Consider the following 15,844-nt stretch of genomic DNA (forward strand, 5'->3'; position numbering starts at 1 on the left):
ATTGGGTGCGCCGCAATGTCCCGGGAATTGTTGTCTTCGCTCTCATGGTGGGCGTGTTCGCGGGAGTCCGGCTTCCCTCCGTGTCTGCCCATGAAAAGCAGGATGTGGCATCCGGTTTTGCTTTCCAGCCGATGTCGATAGCCGCGCCGCCCGGATACCCGGTGCAGACCGTCCGCAAGGTGAACAAGGCCTACAAGCACATCGAGGCGTGGATCTCCTCGGTCGGCTCGGGCATCGCCATGAACGACATCGACGGTGACGGTCTCGCCGACGACCTCTGCGTCACCGACCCCCGGATCGACCAGGTCTACGTGACCCCCGCCCCGACCCGTCCCGGTCGCTACGAGCCGTTCGTCCTCGACCCGGCGCCGCTGCCCAAGAGCTCCACCATGGCCCCGATGGGCTGCGTCCCCGGTGACTTCGACGAGGACGGCACCACCGACCTGCTCGTGTACTACTGGGGCCGCACCCCGGTGCTCTTCCTCGCCAACAAGAACGCCGACAAGAACGCCGACGGCGCCCGCACACTGTCGGCAGCCTCGTTCACCCCGACCGAGCTGGTGCCCAACAGCGGCGGGACCCCGTACGACGGACCGCTGTGGAACTCCAACGCGGCCACCGTGGCGGACTTCGACGGCGACGGCCACGACGACATCTTCATCGGCAACTACTTCCCCGACAGCCCCGTCCTGGACCCGGACAAGGACGGCGGCGTCACCATGAACGACTCCCTGTCCCACGCCATGAACGGTGGCGGGGGCCACTTCTTCCGCTGGACCGAGAACGGGTACGTGGCCTCCGGCGACGACACCCTGCCCGCCGACGTGCGCGGCGGCTGGACCCTGGGCGCCGCCGCCACCGACCTCGACGGTGACCACCTGCCCGAGCTGTTCCTGGCCCACGACTTCGGTACGTCCGGACTGCTGTACAACAAGTCCCGCCCCGGCAAGATCGAGTTCGCCAACGTCAAGGCCGTCCACAGCCCGCTTGTGCCCAAGTCCAAGGAACTGGGCCGCAGCTCCTTCAAGGGCATGGGCATCGACTTCGGCGACCTCGACAACGACGGCCTGTACGACATGTTCGTCAGCAACATCACCACGTCGTTCGGCATCCAGGAGAGCAACTTCGCCTTCTTCGACACCGCCGACGACAAGCAGGGCGTGCGCGCCGCGCTGAAGAAGGGCGAGGCGCCCTTCTACGACAAGTCCGCCGACCTCGGCCTCGCCTGGTCCGGCTGGGGCTGGGACACCAAGACCGGTGACTTCGACAACAGCGGCGACCTCCAGATCGTCCAGGCGACCGGCTTCGTCAAGGGCGAGACCAACCGCTGGCCCCAGCTCCAGGAACTGGCCACCGCCAACGACCAGCTCGTCAAGCACCCCGGCGCCTGGCCGAACGTCCGCGAGGGCGACGACCTGGCCGGTAGCCAGACCCTACGCTTCTTCGCCAAGCGCGAGAACGGCAGCTACGTGAACATCTCCGATGAACTCGGCATGGCCGTTCCCGTTCCGACCCGGGGCATCGCCACCGGCGACACCACCGGTGACGGACGGCTCGACATGGCCGTCGCCCGGCAGTGGGGCGAGCCCGTCTTCTACCACAACGTGGCCGAGAACCCCGGCCACTACCTCGGGCTGACACTCACCCACCCCTCGGGTTCCCCCGTCATCGACGCCCAGGTCACCGTCACACTCCCCGACGGCAGCAAGCGCGTCGGCCGCGTCGACGGCGGCGGCGGACACTCCGGGAAGCGCAGCTTCGACGTGCACATCGGACTCGGCGACGTCGCCGGGCCGGTGAAGGTCGCGATCAGCTGGCGCGACCGCTCCGGAGACGTACACGACCAGGACATGCGACTGAGCGCCGGCCGGCACTGCCTGGAGCTCGGCACCGAGGCCAAGGAGATGAAGTGACCGTGTCCGTAGAGCAGGCGGCGCAGCCCGCTGCCACCCCCGCCCCCACCGGTGCCACCCCGCCCCGCCACGACCCGAAGGTCGTCACGGCGCTGCGCCGGTTCGCCATCTCGATCTCGGTGCTCAACATCTTCGGCTACACGGTGCTGGGCTTCGAACAGCCCTGGCTGTGGCCCTTCATCGCGCTGATTACCGCCTACGTCGTGGAGACCGCCCTCGAAGCGGTCAGCGCCCACTTCGACGGGCGCACCGCCCGCTTCCGCGGCAACGGCAAACGCGGCATGATCGAGTTCCTCTACCCGGCGCACATCACCGGCCTCGCCGTGAACATGCTGACCTACGTCAACGACAAGGTGTGGGTCATGGTGTTCGGCGTCATCGTCGCCGTCGGCACCAAGTGGGTGCTGAGGGCCCCGGTCCGCGGCCGGATGCGCCACTACATGAACCCGTCGAACTTCGGCATCGCGGTCATCCTCGTCCTCTTCCCGTGGGCGAGCATCGCGCCGCCGTACCACTTCACCGAGTACGTCTACGGCCCGGTCGACTGGATCGTCCCGGCGATCATCCTGACCCTCGGCACCATGCTCAACGCCAAGCTCACCGGCCGCATGTGGCTGATCGGCGCCTGGGTGATCGGCTACGCGCTCCAGGCCGTCATCCGCGGCATCCTCTTCGACACCTCCATCCCCGCGGCGCTCGGCATGATGACCGGTGTGGCGTTCGTGCTCTTCACGAACTACATGGTCACCGACCCGGGCACCTCTCCCTCCAAGCCCCTCGCCCAGGTCGCCTTCGGCGGCGGCGTCGCCGCGGCCTACGGCGTCCTCACCGCCGTCCACATCGCGTACGGCATCTTCTTCGCCACCGCGATCGTCTGCCTCGTCCGCGGCGGATACCACTGGGCGGTCCACTTCCAGGCGAGGCGCACCGCCGCCACGAGGACACCGGTCGACGTCGCGGCGGTCCCCGCGCCTGCCGCCGCCGACCCCGTCGACCGGGACAAGGTCGTGGTCACGGTATGAACAGGATCGCCATCGTCGGCATGGCCTGCCGATATCCCGACGCCACCGGCCCCGCCGAACTCTGGGACAACGCGATCGCCGGACGGCGCGCCTTCCGCCGCCTTCCCGACGCCCGGATGCGCCTGGACGACTACTGGGACGCCGACCCGGCCGCCCCCGACCGGTTCTACGCCCGCACCGCGGCCGTGCTGGAGGGCTACGAGTTCGACCGGGTCGGCCACCGGATCGCCGGAAGCACCTACCGTTCCACCGACCTCACCCACTGGCTCGCCCTCGACACCGCCTCCCGGGCCCTCGCCGACGCCGGATTCCCGGTCGGCGAGGGGCTGCCCCGGGAACGCACCGGCGTCGTCGTGGGCAACACCCTCACCGGGGAATTCGCCCGCGCCAACGTGATGCGGCTGCGCTGGCCCTACGTGCGGCGGGTGATGGCCGCCGCACTCAAGGGCCAGGACTGGGAAGAGGGCCGCGTCGCCGACTTCCTCGCCGATGTGGAGACCGCGTACAAACGGCCGTTCCCCGACATCGACGAGGACTCCCTCGCGGGCGGCCTGTCCAACACCATCGCGGGCCGCATCTGCAACCACTTCGACCTGAACGGCGGCGGCTACACCGTCGACGGGGCGTGCTCCTCCTCGCTCCTGTCCGTCACCACGGCCGCGACCTCGCTGCTCAACGGCGATCTGGACGTGGCCGTCGCCGGTGGCGTCGACCTGTCCATCGACCCGTTCGAGATCATCGGATTCGCCAAGACGGGCGCCCTCGCACGCACGGAGATGCGCCTGTACGACCGGGGCTCCAACGGCTTCTGGCCGGGCGAGGGCTGCGGCATGGTCGTCCTGATGCGGGAGGAGGACGCGCGCGCGGGCAACCACCACGTCTACGCGACGATCGCGGGGTGGGGCATCTCCTCCGACGGGCAGGGCGGCATCACCCGGCCCGAGATCGGCGGATACCGCCTCGCCCTGCGCCGCGCCTACGAACGGGCCGGGTTCGGCATCGACACCGTCCCGCTCTTCGAGGGCCACGGCACCGGCACCGTCGTCGGCGACGCCACCGAACTCGGCGCCCTGACCAGGGAACGGGCCGCCGCCGGATCCACCGGACGGGCCGCCATCGGCTCCATCAAGGGCATGATCGGCCACACCAAGGCCGCCGCCGGGGTCGCCGGGCTCATCAAGGCGGCCATGGCCGTCGACAGCCGGACCCTGCCCCCGGCCATCGGCTGCGTCGACCCGCACGACCTGCTCACCGCCGACGACGCCAACCTGCGCGTGCTGCGCAAGGCCGAGACATGGCCCGACGCCCCGTGCCGGGCGGGCATCACCGCCATGGGCTTCGGCGGCATCAACACCCATGTCGTCCTCGACGAATCCGCCACCCGGCGGCGCACCGCCCCGAACCGCCGCCTGGCCGGCCTGGCCCACTCGCTCCAGGACAGCGAACTCCTGCTGTTCGACGCACTGAGCGCGCGGGACCTGCGCGACCGGGTGCTGGAGGTGGCGGACTTCGCGGTCCGGGTCTCCTACGCCCAGCTCGCCGATCTCGCCGCCACCCTGCGCAGCGAACTGCGCGGCGCCGCACACCGCGCCGCCGCCGTCGTCACCTCGCCCGAGGACGCCGAACGGCAACTGCGCAGACTGGCCGCGGAACTGGAATCCGGCACCACCGACCACATCGCCGCCGACAGCCGGATCTTCCTCGGCCACGCGACGAACCGCGGCCGGATCGGCTTCCTCTTCCCCGGCCAGGGCTCCGGGCGCACCACCGGCGGCGGCGCGCTCGCCCGCCGCTTCCCGGAGGTCGCCGAGGTGCACACCGCGGCGGCACTGCCCACCGGCGGGGACATGGTCGCCACCGACGTCGCCCAGCCGCGCATCGTCACCGGCTCCACTGCCGGTCTGCGCGCCCTGGACCTGCTCGGCATCGAGGCCACCGTCGCCCTCGGCCACAGCCTCGGCGAACTCTCCGCCCTGCACTGGGCCGGATCGCTCGACGAACGGACCCTGCTGGAGGCCGCCCGGGTACGGGGCGCCGCGATGGCGGAGCACAGCGCCTCGGGCACCATGGCGTCGCTGACGGCCACCGCCGAACGAGCCGGTGAACTCGTCGACGGGCTCGCCGTCGTCGTCGCCGGACACAACGGACCGGCGCAGACCGTCGTCGCCGGTCCGGTGGCCGGCATCGAGGAAGCCGGACGGCGCGCCGAAGCGGCGGGGGTCGGCTTCACCCGGCTCGCGGTCTCGCACGCCTTCCACTCGCCCCTGGTCGCCGCCGCCGCCGAGTCCTTCGGCACCTGGCTCGCCGACGCGCCCCTCGTCCCGCCGCGCGGCAGGGTCGTCTCCACGGTCACCGGAACGGAACTGGACGGCTCCACCGACCCGAAGGCGCTGCTGCGCCGTCAGATCACCGCCCCCGTCCTGTTCGACCGGGCCGTCCGGGCCGCGGCGAAGGACGTGGACCTGTTCGTCGAGGTCGGGCCGGGACGGGTCCTCACCTCGCTGGCCACCGCCGCCACCGGGGTTCCCGCCGTCGCGCTGGACACCGACGACGAGTCGCTGCGCGGACTGCTGCGGGTCGTCGCCGCCGCGTTCGTCCTGAACGCCCCGGTCGCGCACGAGCGCCTCTTCCACGAGCGGTTGATCCGGCCGCTGAAGGTCGGCGAGGAGTTCTCCTTCCTCACCAGCCCGTGCGAGCAGGCACCCGATATCGCCCTCCCGGCCGCCCGGCCGGCGGGCACCTCCACGGCCGCGGCCCGGGGCGCCGCGGACCCGGGAGCCGCGAACGCCGACACCCCCGCACCCCCCGTCGTCCGGGAGGACATCGGCGCCCTGGACGTGCTGCGCGCCCTGGTCGCCGAACGCGCCGAACTGCCCGCCGAACTCGTCGAGGAAGGCACCCACCTCCTCGACGACCTCCACATGAGCTCCATCACCGTCGGGCAGATCGTCAACCAGGCGGCCACCGGCCTCGGCATCGCCGCCTCCCGGATCCCCACCAACTTCGCCACCGCCACGGTGGGACAACTCGCCGAGACCCTCGACGCGTTGACGCAGTCGGGGGACACCGGGACGGAACTGGGCCTGGTCACCGGGGCGGCGCCCTGGGCCCGACCCTTCGCCGTGGACCTGGACGAGGTCGCCCCACCGCCCCCGGCCGCCGACGGCACGGACGGCACCTGGGAGCTGTACGCGCCCGACGGCGTCCCGCACGCCGAGCCGTTGCGCCGGGCGCTGGAATCGGCAGGGACCGGCTCCGGGACACTGGTCTGCCTGCCGGACGCCTGCGCCCGGGCGGACGTCGACACCGCACTCGCGGCGGCCAAGGCTGCCGTCACCGGCGACCACGACCGCAGGTTCGTCCTGGTCCAGCACGGCCGGGGCGCCGCGGGGCTCGCCAAGACCCTCCATCTGGAGGCGCCCCACCTGCGCACCACCGTCGTCCACACCCCGCCCGGGCCCGGTCTCGTCGAACGCGTCGTGGCCGAGACGGCGGCCACCACCCGGTTCAGCGAGGTGCACTACGACGCACACGGCGTACGCCGGGTGCCCACCCTGCGCGCCCTGCCCGTCGCCCCCGAGCACACCGACCGACCGCTGGACACCTCGGACGTGCTCCTGGTGACGGGAGGAGGCAAAGGGATCTCGGCGGAATGCGCCCTCGCCGTCGCCCTGGACAGCGGGGCGAAACTGGCGGTCCTGGGCCGCTCCGACCCGGCCGCCGACCGCGAACTCGCCGACAACCTCCGGCGGATGGCCGACAGCGGTGTCACCGTGCACTACGCGCGGGCCGACGTCACCGACACCGGCCAGGTCGAGCGAGCCGTCGCCGAACTCACCGGGGCCCTGGGCCCCGTCACCGGTCTGCTGCACGGAGCGGGCCGCAACGTCCCCGCCGCCCTGACCGCGCTCGACACCGAGGCGCTGCACGACACCTTCGCCCCCAAGGTCGACGGACTGCGCAACGTGCTCGACGCACTCGACCCCGGCCGGCTCAAGCTGCTGGTCGCCTTCGGCAGCATCATCGGCCGCGCCGGGCTGCGCGGCGAAGCCCACTACGCCACCGCCAACGAATGGCTCGCCGACCTCGCCGAGGACATCGCACGGACCCACCCCCACATCCGGGTGCGCTGCGCGGAGTGGTCCGTGTGGTCCGGCGTCGGCATGGGGGAGCGGCTCTCCGTCGTCGAGACCCTGACGCGCGAGGGCATCGTCCCGGTCTCGCCCGACCGCGGCGTGGAGATCCTGCTGCGCCTCATCGGCGACCCCGACGCCCCCGTCGTCACCGTCATCAGCGGACGCACCGAGGGCATCGGCACCGTACGGCGCGACCTGCCGCCGCTGCCGCTGCTGCGCTTCCTCGGCAACCCGCTGGTGCGCTACCACGGGGTCGAACTCGTCACCGAGGTCGAACTCAACGCGGGCACCGACCCGTACCTCGCCGACCACCTCCTCGACGGCAACCTGCTCCTGCCGGCCGTGCTCGGTCTGGAGGCGATGACCCAGGTCGCCTCCGCGCTCCTCGGCACCGAGGACACACCCGTCATCGAGGACGCCAGGTTCCTGCGGCCCGTGGTCGTCCCGCCGAACGGCAGCACCCGTGTCCGGATCGCCGCGACCGTCACCGCCCCCGGCACCGTCGCCGTCGCGGTCCACGCCGAGGACACCGGATTCGCCGCCGAGCACTTCCGCGCCCGGCTGGTCTTCCCCGGCACACCCATCGCCGAGGGGGCACCGCACCAGGTCCCGGCCGGGGTGCCGCCCGCCGCCCTGGACCCGGCCGCGGACCTGTACGGGGACGTCCTGTTCCAGGGCGCCCGCTTCCGGCGCCTGCGCCGCTTCCACCGGGCCGCCGCCCGGCACGTGGACGCGGACGTGGCGGTGCGGAGCGGACCGGGGGACTGGTTCGCCGGATTCCTCCCCGGAACCCTGCTCCTCGCCGATCCGGGCATGCGCGACGCGCTCATGCACGGCAACCAGGTGTGCGTCCCCGACGCCACACTGCTGCCGTCCGGTGTGGAGCGCATCCAGCCGCTCGGCGCCCGCGAGGACGTCCCCGACGAGCTGCGCTACAGCGCCGTGGAGCGCGGCAGGGACGGCGACACGTACGTGTACGACGTCGTGGTCCGGGACGCCGACGGCACACCGGTCGAGCGCTGGGACGGGCTCACCCTGCACGCCGTGCGCAAGGGCGACGGGGCGGGGCCGTGGACGGCGCCCCTGCTCGGCCCGTACCTGGAACGCGCGCTGGAGGAGGTCACCGGGGCGCACGTGTCCGTCGCCGTCCACCCGCACGGCGAGCGGCCCGCCGGATCGGTCGAGGAACGCCGCGCCCACACCCGGACCGCGGCCGCCCAGGCCGCCGGGGCACCGGTGACGGTGCGCCACCGCCCCGACGGGCGGCCGGAGCTGGACTCCGGGCGGCGGCTGTCCGCCTCGCACGGCCTCGGGGTGACCGTGGCCGCCGTCGCCGACACGGCCGTCGCCTGCGACATCGAGGCGGTCTGCATGCGCTCCGCCGATGACTGGGACTCCCTGCTCGGCGAGCACGCGGCCGCCGCCGCACTCGTCGCCAGGCAGACCGGCGAGGCCCCCGACACCGCGGCCACCCGGGTGTGGAGCGCGGCCGAATGCCTCAGGAAGGCGGGCATCCTCTCGGGCACCCGGCTGACGGTCGAACCGGGCCGCAAGGACGCGTGGGTGGTCCTCACCGCCGGTGACCTGCGGATCGCGACCTTCGTCACCGCGCTGCGCAACGCGCTGGAGCCCGCCGTCCTCGCGTTCCTGACTCTTCCCGAATCGCATGACGAAGGGCGGTCCTAGACCATGCCGGAAGACTACTTCGAGTACCAGCACACCGTCGGGTTCGAGGACACCAACCTCGTCGGCAACGTGTACTACGTCAACTACCTGCGCTGGCAGGGGCGCTGCCGCGAACTGTTCCTCAAGCGGAAGGCGCCCGGCGTCCTCGCCGACATCCAGCGCGACCTGAAGCTGTTCACGCTGAAGGTCGACTGCGAGTTCTTCGCCGAGATCACCGCCTTCGACGAGCTCTCCATCCGGATGCGCCTGTCCGAACTCGGCCAGACCCAGCTCGAATTCACCTTCGACTACGTGAAGGTGGCGGAGGACGGGGCGGAGACCCTGGTGGCCCGCGGGCGCCAGCGCATCGCCTGCATGCGGGGGCCGAACACGGCCACCGTGCCCTCCCTCATCCCCGAGGACCTGGCCCGCGCCCTGGAGCCCTACACGGTGACCGGACGACAGCTGACCGGGCGGCCGGCATGAGCGCCCCGCCCGCCCGCCCGGCCGTCCACCCCCCGTCCCGCCCGGCCGCGACACCGCCCGACGCGACCGGGGCGGGGGAGGAACGGCGGCTGCGCCGGGCCTTCGGCTCCTTCCCCACGGGGGTGACGGTGGTGACCGTGGGCGGCGACGTCCCCCGGGGGATGACCGCCAACTCCTTCACGTCCGTCTCCCTCGACCCGCCCCTCGTCCTGGTCTGCGTCGCCGAGGAGGCACGGATGCGGAGCAGTCTCGCCGCCGCCCCCGTCTTCGCCGTCTCGGTGCTCGGGGCGGACCAGGAACACGTCGCCCGGCACTTCGCCGACCGGTCCCGGCCGCCGGGCGCCGGCCAGTTCGACGCCGTCGACTGGTTCCCCGGGCCGGTGACCGGTGCTCCGGTCCTCGCCGGGGCCGCGGCCCACTTCGAATGCCGTGCCTGGCGCACCTACGACGGCGGCGACCACATCCTCCACGTCGGCAGGGTGCTGGCCTGGGAGGAGAACCCGGACCGGGACGCACTGCTGTTCCACCGGGGCCGCCTCGGCCGCCTCGGAGGGTCCGGCCGGAGCCCGGAGGCCGTCGCATGACCGGCGGGGCGGCCTCGCCGCCGCTGTGGGCCCTGCCCGGGCTGCTGCGCAAACTGGCGGTGGACCGGCTCGGGATGATGCGCGACGCCGCCGAACTCGACGACGTCGTACGGGTCTCCATGGGGCCCAGGAAGATGTTCATCTTCAACCACCCCGACCACGCCAAGCACGTCCTCGCGGACAACAGCGACAACTACCACAAGGGCATCGGCCTCGTGCAGGCCCGGCGCATCCTCGGGGACGGGCTGCTCACCAGCGAGGGCGACATCTGGCGCGCCCGGCGCAGGACGGTCCAGCCCGCGTTCAGGCCGGGCCGGATCGCGGCGCAGGCGGACGTCGTCGCCGAGGAGGCGGTGGCCCTGGTGGCCACGCTCGCGAAGGCCGCGGGCGGGCCCGCCGTCGTCGACGTCCTGCACGAGGTCACCGGCCTCACGCTCGGCGTCCTCGGCCGTACCCTGCTCGACTCCGACCTGTCCGCGCACGACTCGATCGCCCACGCCTTCGAGGCCGTCCAGGACCAGGCAATGTTCGAGATGGTCACGCAGGACCTCGTCCCCGACTGGGTCCCGCTGGCCCGGCAGCGCCGCTTCCGCCGCGCCGAGGCGGAACTCTCCCGCGTCGTCGAGGCCCTGGTCGCCCGGCGCTCGGAACGGATGCGCTCCGAGGGGGACGGCGACGACGCCCTGTCCCGGATGATCGCGGCGGCGTCGCGCGTCGAGGACCCGCGGGCCGGCCGGCGGCAGTTGAGGGAGGAGCTGATCACGCTGCTCCTTGCCGGTCACGAGACGACCGCCAGCACCCTCGGCTGGACACTGCACCTGCTGGAACGTCACCCCGGCGCCCGGGACCGGGTCCGGGAGGAGGCCCGGCGGGTGTTGGGGGACCGGCCGCCCGGCATGGAGGACCTGCACCGGCTCACGTACACCACGCAGGTCGTGCAGGAGGCGATGCGGCTCTATCCGCCGGTGTGGATCCTGCCGAGGATCGCCCGGGCCGACGACGTGGTCGGCGGCCACCCGGTGCCCGCCGGCGCCGATGTGCTCGTCTGCCCGTACACCCTGCACCGGCACCCCCGGCTGTGGGAGCGTCCCGAGCGGTTCGATCCCGACCGCTTCGACGCGCGGCGGGTGGCGCGCAGGCCCCGCTACGCGTACATCCCGTTCGGCGCGGGCCCGCGTTTCTGCGTCGGCAGCAACCTCGGGATGATGGAGGCGGTGTTCGTGACCGCGCTGGTCACCCGTGACCTGGACCTGCGGGCCGTGCCCGGGTACGAGGCGGTCGCCGAACCCATGATGTCCCTGCGTCTGGGCGGCGGCCTTCCCATGACCGTCGCACGGGCCCGGTAGGACAGGGGCCCGGCCCGGTGCGTAGGTGCCGCCGCAGGTGGAGAGGGGGCCGGGCCGAGGGCCGCCCCCTCTCCGTGCCGGTGTGCGTGCGATCGACGGTTCCCGCACGGTGTCTGTGCGGTCTGTGCGGTCTGTGCGGTCGGCGCACGGCGCGCGCCGCTCAGCTCGCGACCGCCGCCATCGCCGCGGTGCGCATGTCGAGCAGGGCCATCAGGACCGGCGGATCCAGCGCGGCGAGCGGGCGCAGGGTGATGTCCGCCGGCAGCAGGAGCGTGTCGGTGTCCGCGGTGACCGGTCCGTAGTGGCCGACGGACACGGCCTGGGCGTCGGCCGTTCCGGAGGGGACGTCCTCGGCCCCGTACGGCACGGAGTGGACCAGGACGTGCCAGGTGCCCTCCGGGATGTCGCGCAGCTCGAAGGCGCCGGGGCTGTCCAGGACCAGGCAGCGGGCGGGCCTGCCCTGCGGTACGGGCTTGGGGAAGAGCCCCACGAAGCAGTAGCCGGGTCTGCGGTCCGGGGAGAGGTGTATGCGGCCGCGCAGGACGGTGCCGGTGGGGGAGGCGGCGTCCAGGGCCTCCAGTTCGGAGGCGAAGCCGCCCAGTTCCCGGAACATGCTGGGGGACACCCCCACACAGGACTTGAAGCGGGAGCTGAACGTCCCGACGCTGCTGTAGCCGACCTGGCTGCTGATGTCCGCGACGCTGAATTCGGTCTCCATGAGGAGCCGTTTCGCCTCCTGGAGGCGCAGTGCGGAGAGGAAGCGGCCCGGAGAGGTCCCGGTGACGTCGCGGAAGATCCGGGTGAAGTGGAACTTGCTGAACATGGCGGTGCGCGCCATGTCGTCGATGGTGATTTCCTGGCCCAGGTTGACGTGCATGTCGTCGATAACCCGGCGTACGGCCCGCTCGATGGAAGTGGTGGTCACCGTGTCTCCTGGTTGATGGATGGTTGTCGATGTCGGGATTCCGAAGCGGCTTTCGTTCCCGAAGCGGCGGACCGATCGCTGAACCGTCGTCGGGACAGATCCTCGGCGAACCTTTTCCACGTGTCGGAACACTGCAGGGCGAGTTCCGCCACCGTGTCGGTGTTGTGGGACGGTACGGCTGCCGCCACGCTTCGCCAGGCGTCGTCCGTCACGAAATGCGTGTGGATCCAGCGGACGAAGGCGCGGCCGTTCTCGGAATGCCGGAGCGAGGGGTCGCCGGCGAGTTTGCGCAGGGTTTCGAACGAGGCCCGGGTGCGGGCCGAGTGCATCGGGGCCTCCGGCCGTCGTAACGAACTCGGCCCGGCCCGGGGGGTGGGCGCGGCGGGCGACGCGGAGGCGGTGGGGACCGGTGGGGTCCGGGGGTCTGCGGGCCGGTCCGTGGAGCGGCGGCCGGCCGGCACCGGGGTCTCGCCGCGCAGCAACCGCTGACGTACGTCGTGCGCCGTGCCCAGGGACAGCCCGGTCCGGGCGACGACGGTCCGCAGCGGCAGCCCGGGGCTGTTGGTGAGGAGTTCCGCGGCGTGCAGGCGCTCGGCGGTGCGGTCCAGGGGGTGGGCCCTGCCGTCGCTGCCCAGGCGCACGTTCACGCGCGGAGAATCCCCGGTTGAACGACGCACCGCGGCCACGGTCTTGGCGTCGAGGCCGACGCACGAGGAGACGGCGCGGTCCGACAGCTTCGGGTGGGAGGCGAGGATACGGATCGCCGCGGCCTTGCGCTCGGTTCCCGACAGCGGCAGGCCGTGCGACACATTGGCGGCGACCGCCCTGAGGAAGAGTTCCGCTTCGGCGCCGTCGAAATACTGGACGTCCACCGTGTCCTGCCCGAGGATTCCGGCTGCCGCGATTCTGTGCATTCCGTCGATCACGCGTCGGGTGGAGCGGTGGACGAGAATGGGGGGCAGTGTCTCGTATATCTCGCAGAGTCGCTGCACATGGTCGTCGTCCAGGCCGTTGAGCCGCGGTGAATCTGCTGGGAGGAGGCTGTCGACCCTGACCCTGTCAATGAAATGGGCGGGTAACTGAAGGGTTCTGTCGGTGTTTTCCAACGTTCTCCCCCGTGTGTTCAAGGCGGCCTGTCCAGTTGTCCCGAATTCCGCGTCGGAACGTCTGATTGCGCGTTCTCTCTACACGTTCGAATGAAGCGTACCGGCCCCTCCGTTTCTTCTTGAAACTCTGCGCGCGCGATGTTTCGACTCCGGTTAGTTGCTTGAAGAGACTCACTGTGTTCGCTGAACCCACCTGCTTAGTTGCTTGAAAAGACTCAGCGGTCCTAACTTTCTTACGTGCCGGTCGGCACCCCCACGAATCCCACTCACGGAGGCCGAGTTGCCCGACAACGACGTACGAGAGGAACCGCGGAACGACGAGCGGAAGGAATCGCGGAACGGCGAACCGGAGGCCCACGGACCGGAGACCCGGACGGACGAGCGGGAGACCCTGACGCTGGAGGCGTACGCGGACACCATCGTCCCGGGGGAGAAACGGTGGCCCGGCGACCGGGCCGTCGCCGGCGCGGCCGAGGGCGGCGGAGCCGTCGCCGCCGGTGCGCTGGAACTGCTGCGCTGGGACGCGACCGGGATCTCCGAGGGGCTCGGCGACCTCGCCCGCCTGGTCAACGACCACGCCGAGGTCTACGCCATGGAGAACGGCCTCGCCCCGGACGGGGACGTCCCGCCCTTCGTCGCCCTGGACTTCGCCGACCGCACCGCGCTGATCCAGCGGCTGACCCGGCCCGGCCACCCCGAGAAGGACTTCTGGGTCCTGCTGTCCCTCTTCTGCAACATGGCCTTCGACTCGGCCGCCCACCTGCACACCGTCGAGGCGCTGCGGGACGGGCACCCGGGACTCGCCGCGATGGGCATCACACAGCCCGACGCGGACGGGCTCTGGCGCTTCGACTCCTTCGGCTACGGCCGTCCCCTCGCACGTCTGCATCCCGACACCACACCCTCAGGGAGTCCGGCATGAGCGGCAGCACCGTCGAGCGCACCGACGTCCTGGTGATCGGCAGCGGCTTCGGCGGAGCGATCGCCGCCTATCACCTGGCCGCCGGGGGCGCCGATGTCACCGTCCTGGAACGTGGCCCGTGGCTGAAGGACCAGGACTTCGAGCACGACTACAAACTCGGCTCCTCCTACACCCGGGTCTTCGACTTCGTCGTGGGCGACGGGATGAGCGTCCTGGGCGGCAACTGCGTCGGCGGCGGCAGCGTCGTCTACTTCGCCGCGATGCCCCGGGCCCCCCGCTTCGTCTTCGACCGGCGCGGCGGCATCGGCCGCCGGATGTGGCCCGAGGCGGTCAGCCGGGACACCCTCGACCCCTGGTACGACCGCATCGAGGAGTCCCTGTCCGTCACCAAGCAGCAGTGGAGCGACGTCAGTTACGCCGGAGGGCTGTGGGCCGCGGCCTGCGACCACGCCGGCCGCACCGCCAACCCGCTCGCCGTGGCCATCGACAACTCCAGGTGCACCAACTGCAACTGGATGATGGCCGGTTGCCGCTTCGGGGCCAAGCAGTCGCTGACCGTCAACTACCTGCCCGCGGCCGTCGCCCACGGCGCCGAGATCCGTCCCCTGCACGAGGTGCAGTACCTCTCGCGCACCTCGGACGGCTCCTACCGGGTGCACTACAACATCGTCGACGACGAGGACTACCGTCTCCGCTCCGGAAGCGGGGTCATCGAGGCCAAGATCGTGGTCATGGCCGCCGGAGCCGGAGCCACCCCGGTGATCCTCCAGCGCAGCGAGGCCGCGCTCGGCACCATGCCGCACGCCGTCGGCCGCTACTTCTCCGGCAACGGGGAACGCCTCAACACGGCCATCCTCAACGAGGACAAGGTGGCCGAGCTCCTCGGGCTGAGCCGGGGGGAGGGCCTCGCCTACGCGGCCAACCAGATCGGCAAGGGCCCCACCGTCGCGAGCTGGGACCGCCTGGACGGATCGCTCCCCGAGTACTCCCGCTACTCGCTGGAACAGCTCTACTTCCCGCCCGGCCTCGGCACGATCCTCGCCCAGGTGCCCGACGCCCACGGCCCCTCCTGGTTCGGGACGGAGAAGAAGGAGATCCTCAAGCGCTGGAAGTCCTGGCTGACCATCTTCTCGATGACGGAGGACGACAACGAGGGTGTCTTCGGGCCGCCGCCGGCCACCGGCAACGCCCACCGCATCTCCCAGCAGATGCTCGGCCGCGGCAACCTCAGGTACGTCCCCACCGAGAACACCCTGCACGGGTGGGCCCAGTCGGACGCCGAGGTCAAGGAGATCATGGAGAAGGACGGGCTGGCCCGCGTCATGCCGTGGACCAACGACCTGGTCGGCGCGTACACCGTGCACCCGTTGGCGTCCTGCCGGATGGGGGACGACCCGCACACCTCGGCCCTGGACGACCGCAACGAACTCCGCGACCACCCGGGCATCTTCGTCACCGACGGCTCCGCCGTCCCCGGCGCGCTCACCGTGAACCCGGCCATGACCATCGCCGCCCTCGCGGAACGCGCCGTCCCCGGCATCGTCCACGCCGCACGGAGCAGGGGAGTGGACGTCACCTACGGCGCTCCCGCGCCCGACGGCTCGCGCAGCGGCCGCCGCAGGGTCCTGCCCCTGGTCCCGGCCCTGACCGGCTCCTGAGCCGGATCGCGCCACCCCGCAGGGCCCTTGCCCCGGTCCCGGCCCTGGTTCTGTGCCTGGTCCCGGCCCTGACCGGCTCCT

General features: G+C 71.8%; 10 protein-coding genes. 8 read left to right on the forward strand and 2 right to left on the reverse strand.

The features are described from left to right. Positions 1–44 precede the first annotated feature (44 nt). From ACF1CT_RS08130 to ACF1CT_RS08155, 6 genes are read left to right on the forward strand one after another with little or no spacing between them, the layout of a single operon-like run. Positions 45–1,913: a CRTAC1 family protein gene (locus tag ACF1CT_RS08130; RefSeq protein ID WP_391783069.1), complete on the forward strand. Its 1,869-nt coding sequence runs from the start codon at positions 45–47 to the stop codon at positions 1,911–1,913. Further along, entirely contained in the window at positions 1,910–2,935 is a 1,026-nt protein-coding gene (locus ACF1CT_RS08135) for an enediyne biosynthesis protein (RefSeq protein WP_391782935.1), read from the forward strand. Before ACF1CT_RS08130 ends, ACF1CT_RS08135 begins: the two co-directional genes overlap by 4 nt. Further along, the gene (locus ACF1CT_RS08140; protein ID WP_391782936.1) at positions 2,932–8,757 is read left to right on the forward strand and encodes an SDR family NAD(P)-dependent oxidoreductase; all 5,826 of its coding nucleotides are present in this window, start codon (positions 2,932–2,934) and stop codon (positions 8,755–8,757) included. The genes ACF1CT_RS08135 and ACF1CT_RS08140 overlap by 4 nt, the downstream gene beginning before the upstream one ends. Positions 8,758–8,760: 3 nt before the next feature. Further along, positions 8,761–9,222 (forward strand): acyl-CoA thioesterase, encoded by a 462-nt coding sequence (locus ACF1CT_RS08145; protein WP_391782937.1) that lies wholly within the window; start codon positions 8,761–8,763, stop codon positions 9,220–9,222. After that, positions 9,219–9,806 carry a flavin reductase family protein gene (locus tag ACF1CT_RS08150; protein WP_391782938.1) on the forward strand — a complete coding sequence of 196 codons (588 nt, stop codon included), beginning with the start codon at positions 9,219–9,221 and terminating at the stop codon, positions 9,804–9,806. The genes ACF1CT_RS08145 and ACF1CT_RS08150 overlap by 4 nt, the downstream gene beginning before the upstream one ends. Continuing rightward, positions 9,803–11,152 carry a cytochrome P450 gene (locus tag ACF1CT_RS08155; RefSeq protein ID WP_391782939.1) on the forward strand — a complete coding sequence of 450 codons (1,350 nt, stop codon included), beginning with the start codon at positions 9,803–9,805 and terminating at the stop codon, positions 11,150–11,152. Before ACF1CT_RS08150 ends, ACF1CT_RS08155 begins: the two co-directional genes overlap by 4 nt. A gap of 160 nt (positions 11,153–11,312) precedes the next feature. Here the strand turns inward: ACF1CT_RS08155 and ACF1CT_RS08160 are convergent, their stop codons facing one another. After that, positions 11,313–12,077, reverse strand: coding sequence for a helix-turn-helix transcriptional regulator (locus tag ACF1CT_RS08160; RefSeq protein WP_391782940.1), 765 nt, complete (start codon positions 12,075–12,077; stop codon positions 11,313–11,315). Continuing rightward, positions 12,074–12,991, reverse strand: coding sequence for a transcriptional regulator (locus ACF1CT_RS08165; RefSeq protein ID WP_391782941.1), 918 nt, complete (start codon positions 12,989–12,991; stop codon positions 12,074–12,076). Before ACF1CT_RS08165 ends, ACF1CT_RS08160 begins: the two co-directional genes overlap by 4 nt. Positions 12,992–13,574: 583 nt before the next feature. On the opposite strand from ACF1CT_RS08165, the gene ACF1CT_RS08170 reads away from it, so the two are divergent. Continuing rightward, positions 13,575–14,105: a DUF5987 family protein gene (locus ACF1CT_RS08170; protein WP_391783070.1), complete on the forward strand. Its 531-nt coding sequence runs from the start codon at positions 13,575–13,577 to the stop codon at positions 14,103–14,105. Continuing rightward, a complete protein-coding gene (locus ACF1CT_RS08175; protein ID WP_391782942.1) occupies positions 14,102–15,763 on the forward strand; it encodes an FAD-dependent oxidoreductase in 1,662 nt (553 codons plus the stop codon). The genes ACF1CT_RS08170 and ACF1CT_RS08175 overlap by 4 nt, the downstream gene beginning before the upstream one ends. Positions 15,764–15,844: the final 81 nt, after the last annotated feature.

The organism is Streptomyces sp. NPDC014734 (genome assembly GCF_043083325.1).
In the GTDB taxonomy this organism is placed as follows: Bacteria; Actinomycetota; Actinomycetes; order Streptomycetales; family Streptomycetaceae; genus Streptomyces.

Excerpts from the sequence above, each read along its gene's own strand:
- ACF1CT_RS08130 (WP_391783069.1), top strand. The coding sequence starts at position 45 with ATGGTGGGCGTGTTCGCGGGAGTCCGGCTTCCCTCCGTGTCTGCCCAT.
- ACF1CT_RS08165 (WP_391782941.1), bottom strand. The coding sequence starts at position 12,991 with ATGCACAGAATCGCGGCAGCCGGAATCCTCGGGCAGGACACGGTGGAC.
- ACF1CT_RS08140 (WP_391782936.1), top strand. The coding sequence starts at position 2,932 with ATGAACAGGATCGCCATCGTCGGCATGGCCTGCCGATATCCCGACGCC.
- ACF1CT_RS08145 (WP_391782937.1), top strand. The coding sequence starts at position 8,761 with ATGCCGGAAGACTACTTCGAGTACCAGCACACCGTCGGGTTCGAGGAC.
- ACF1CT_RS08155 (WP_391782939.1), top strand. The coding sequence starts at position 9,803 with ATGACCGGCGGGGCGGCCTCGCCGCCGCTGTGGGCCCTGCCCGGGCTG.
- ACF1CT_RS08150 (WP_391782938.1), top strand. The coding sequence starts at position 9,219 with ATGAGCGCCCCGCCCGCCCGCCCGGCCGTCCACCCCCCGTCCCGCCCG.
- ACF1CT_RS08175 (WP_391782942.1), top strand. The coding sequence starts at position 14,102 with ATGAGCGGCAGCACCGTCGAGCGCACCGACGTCCTGGTGATCGGCAGC.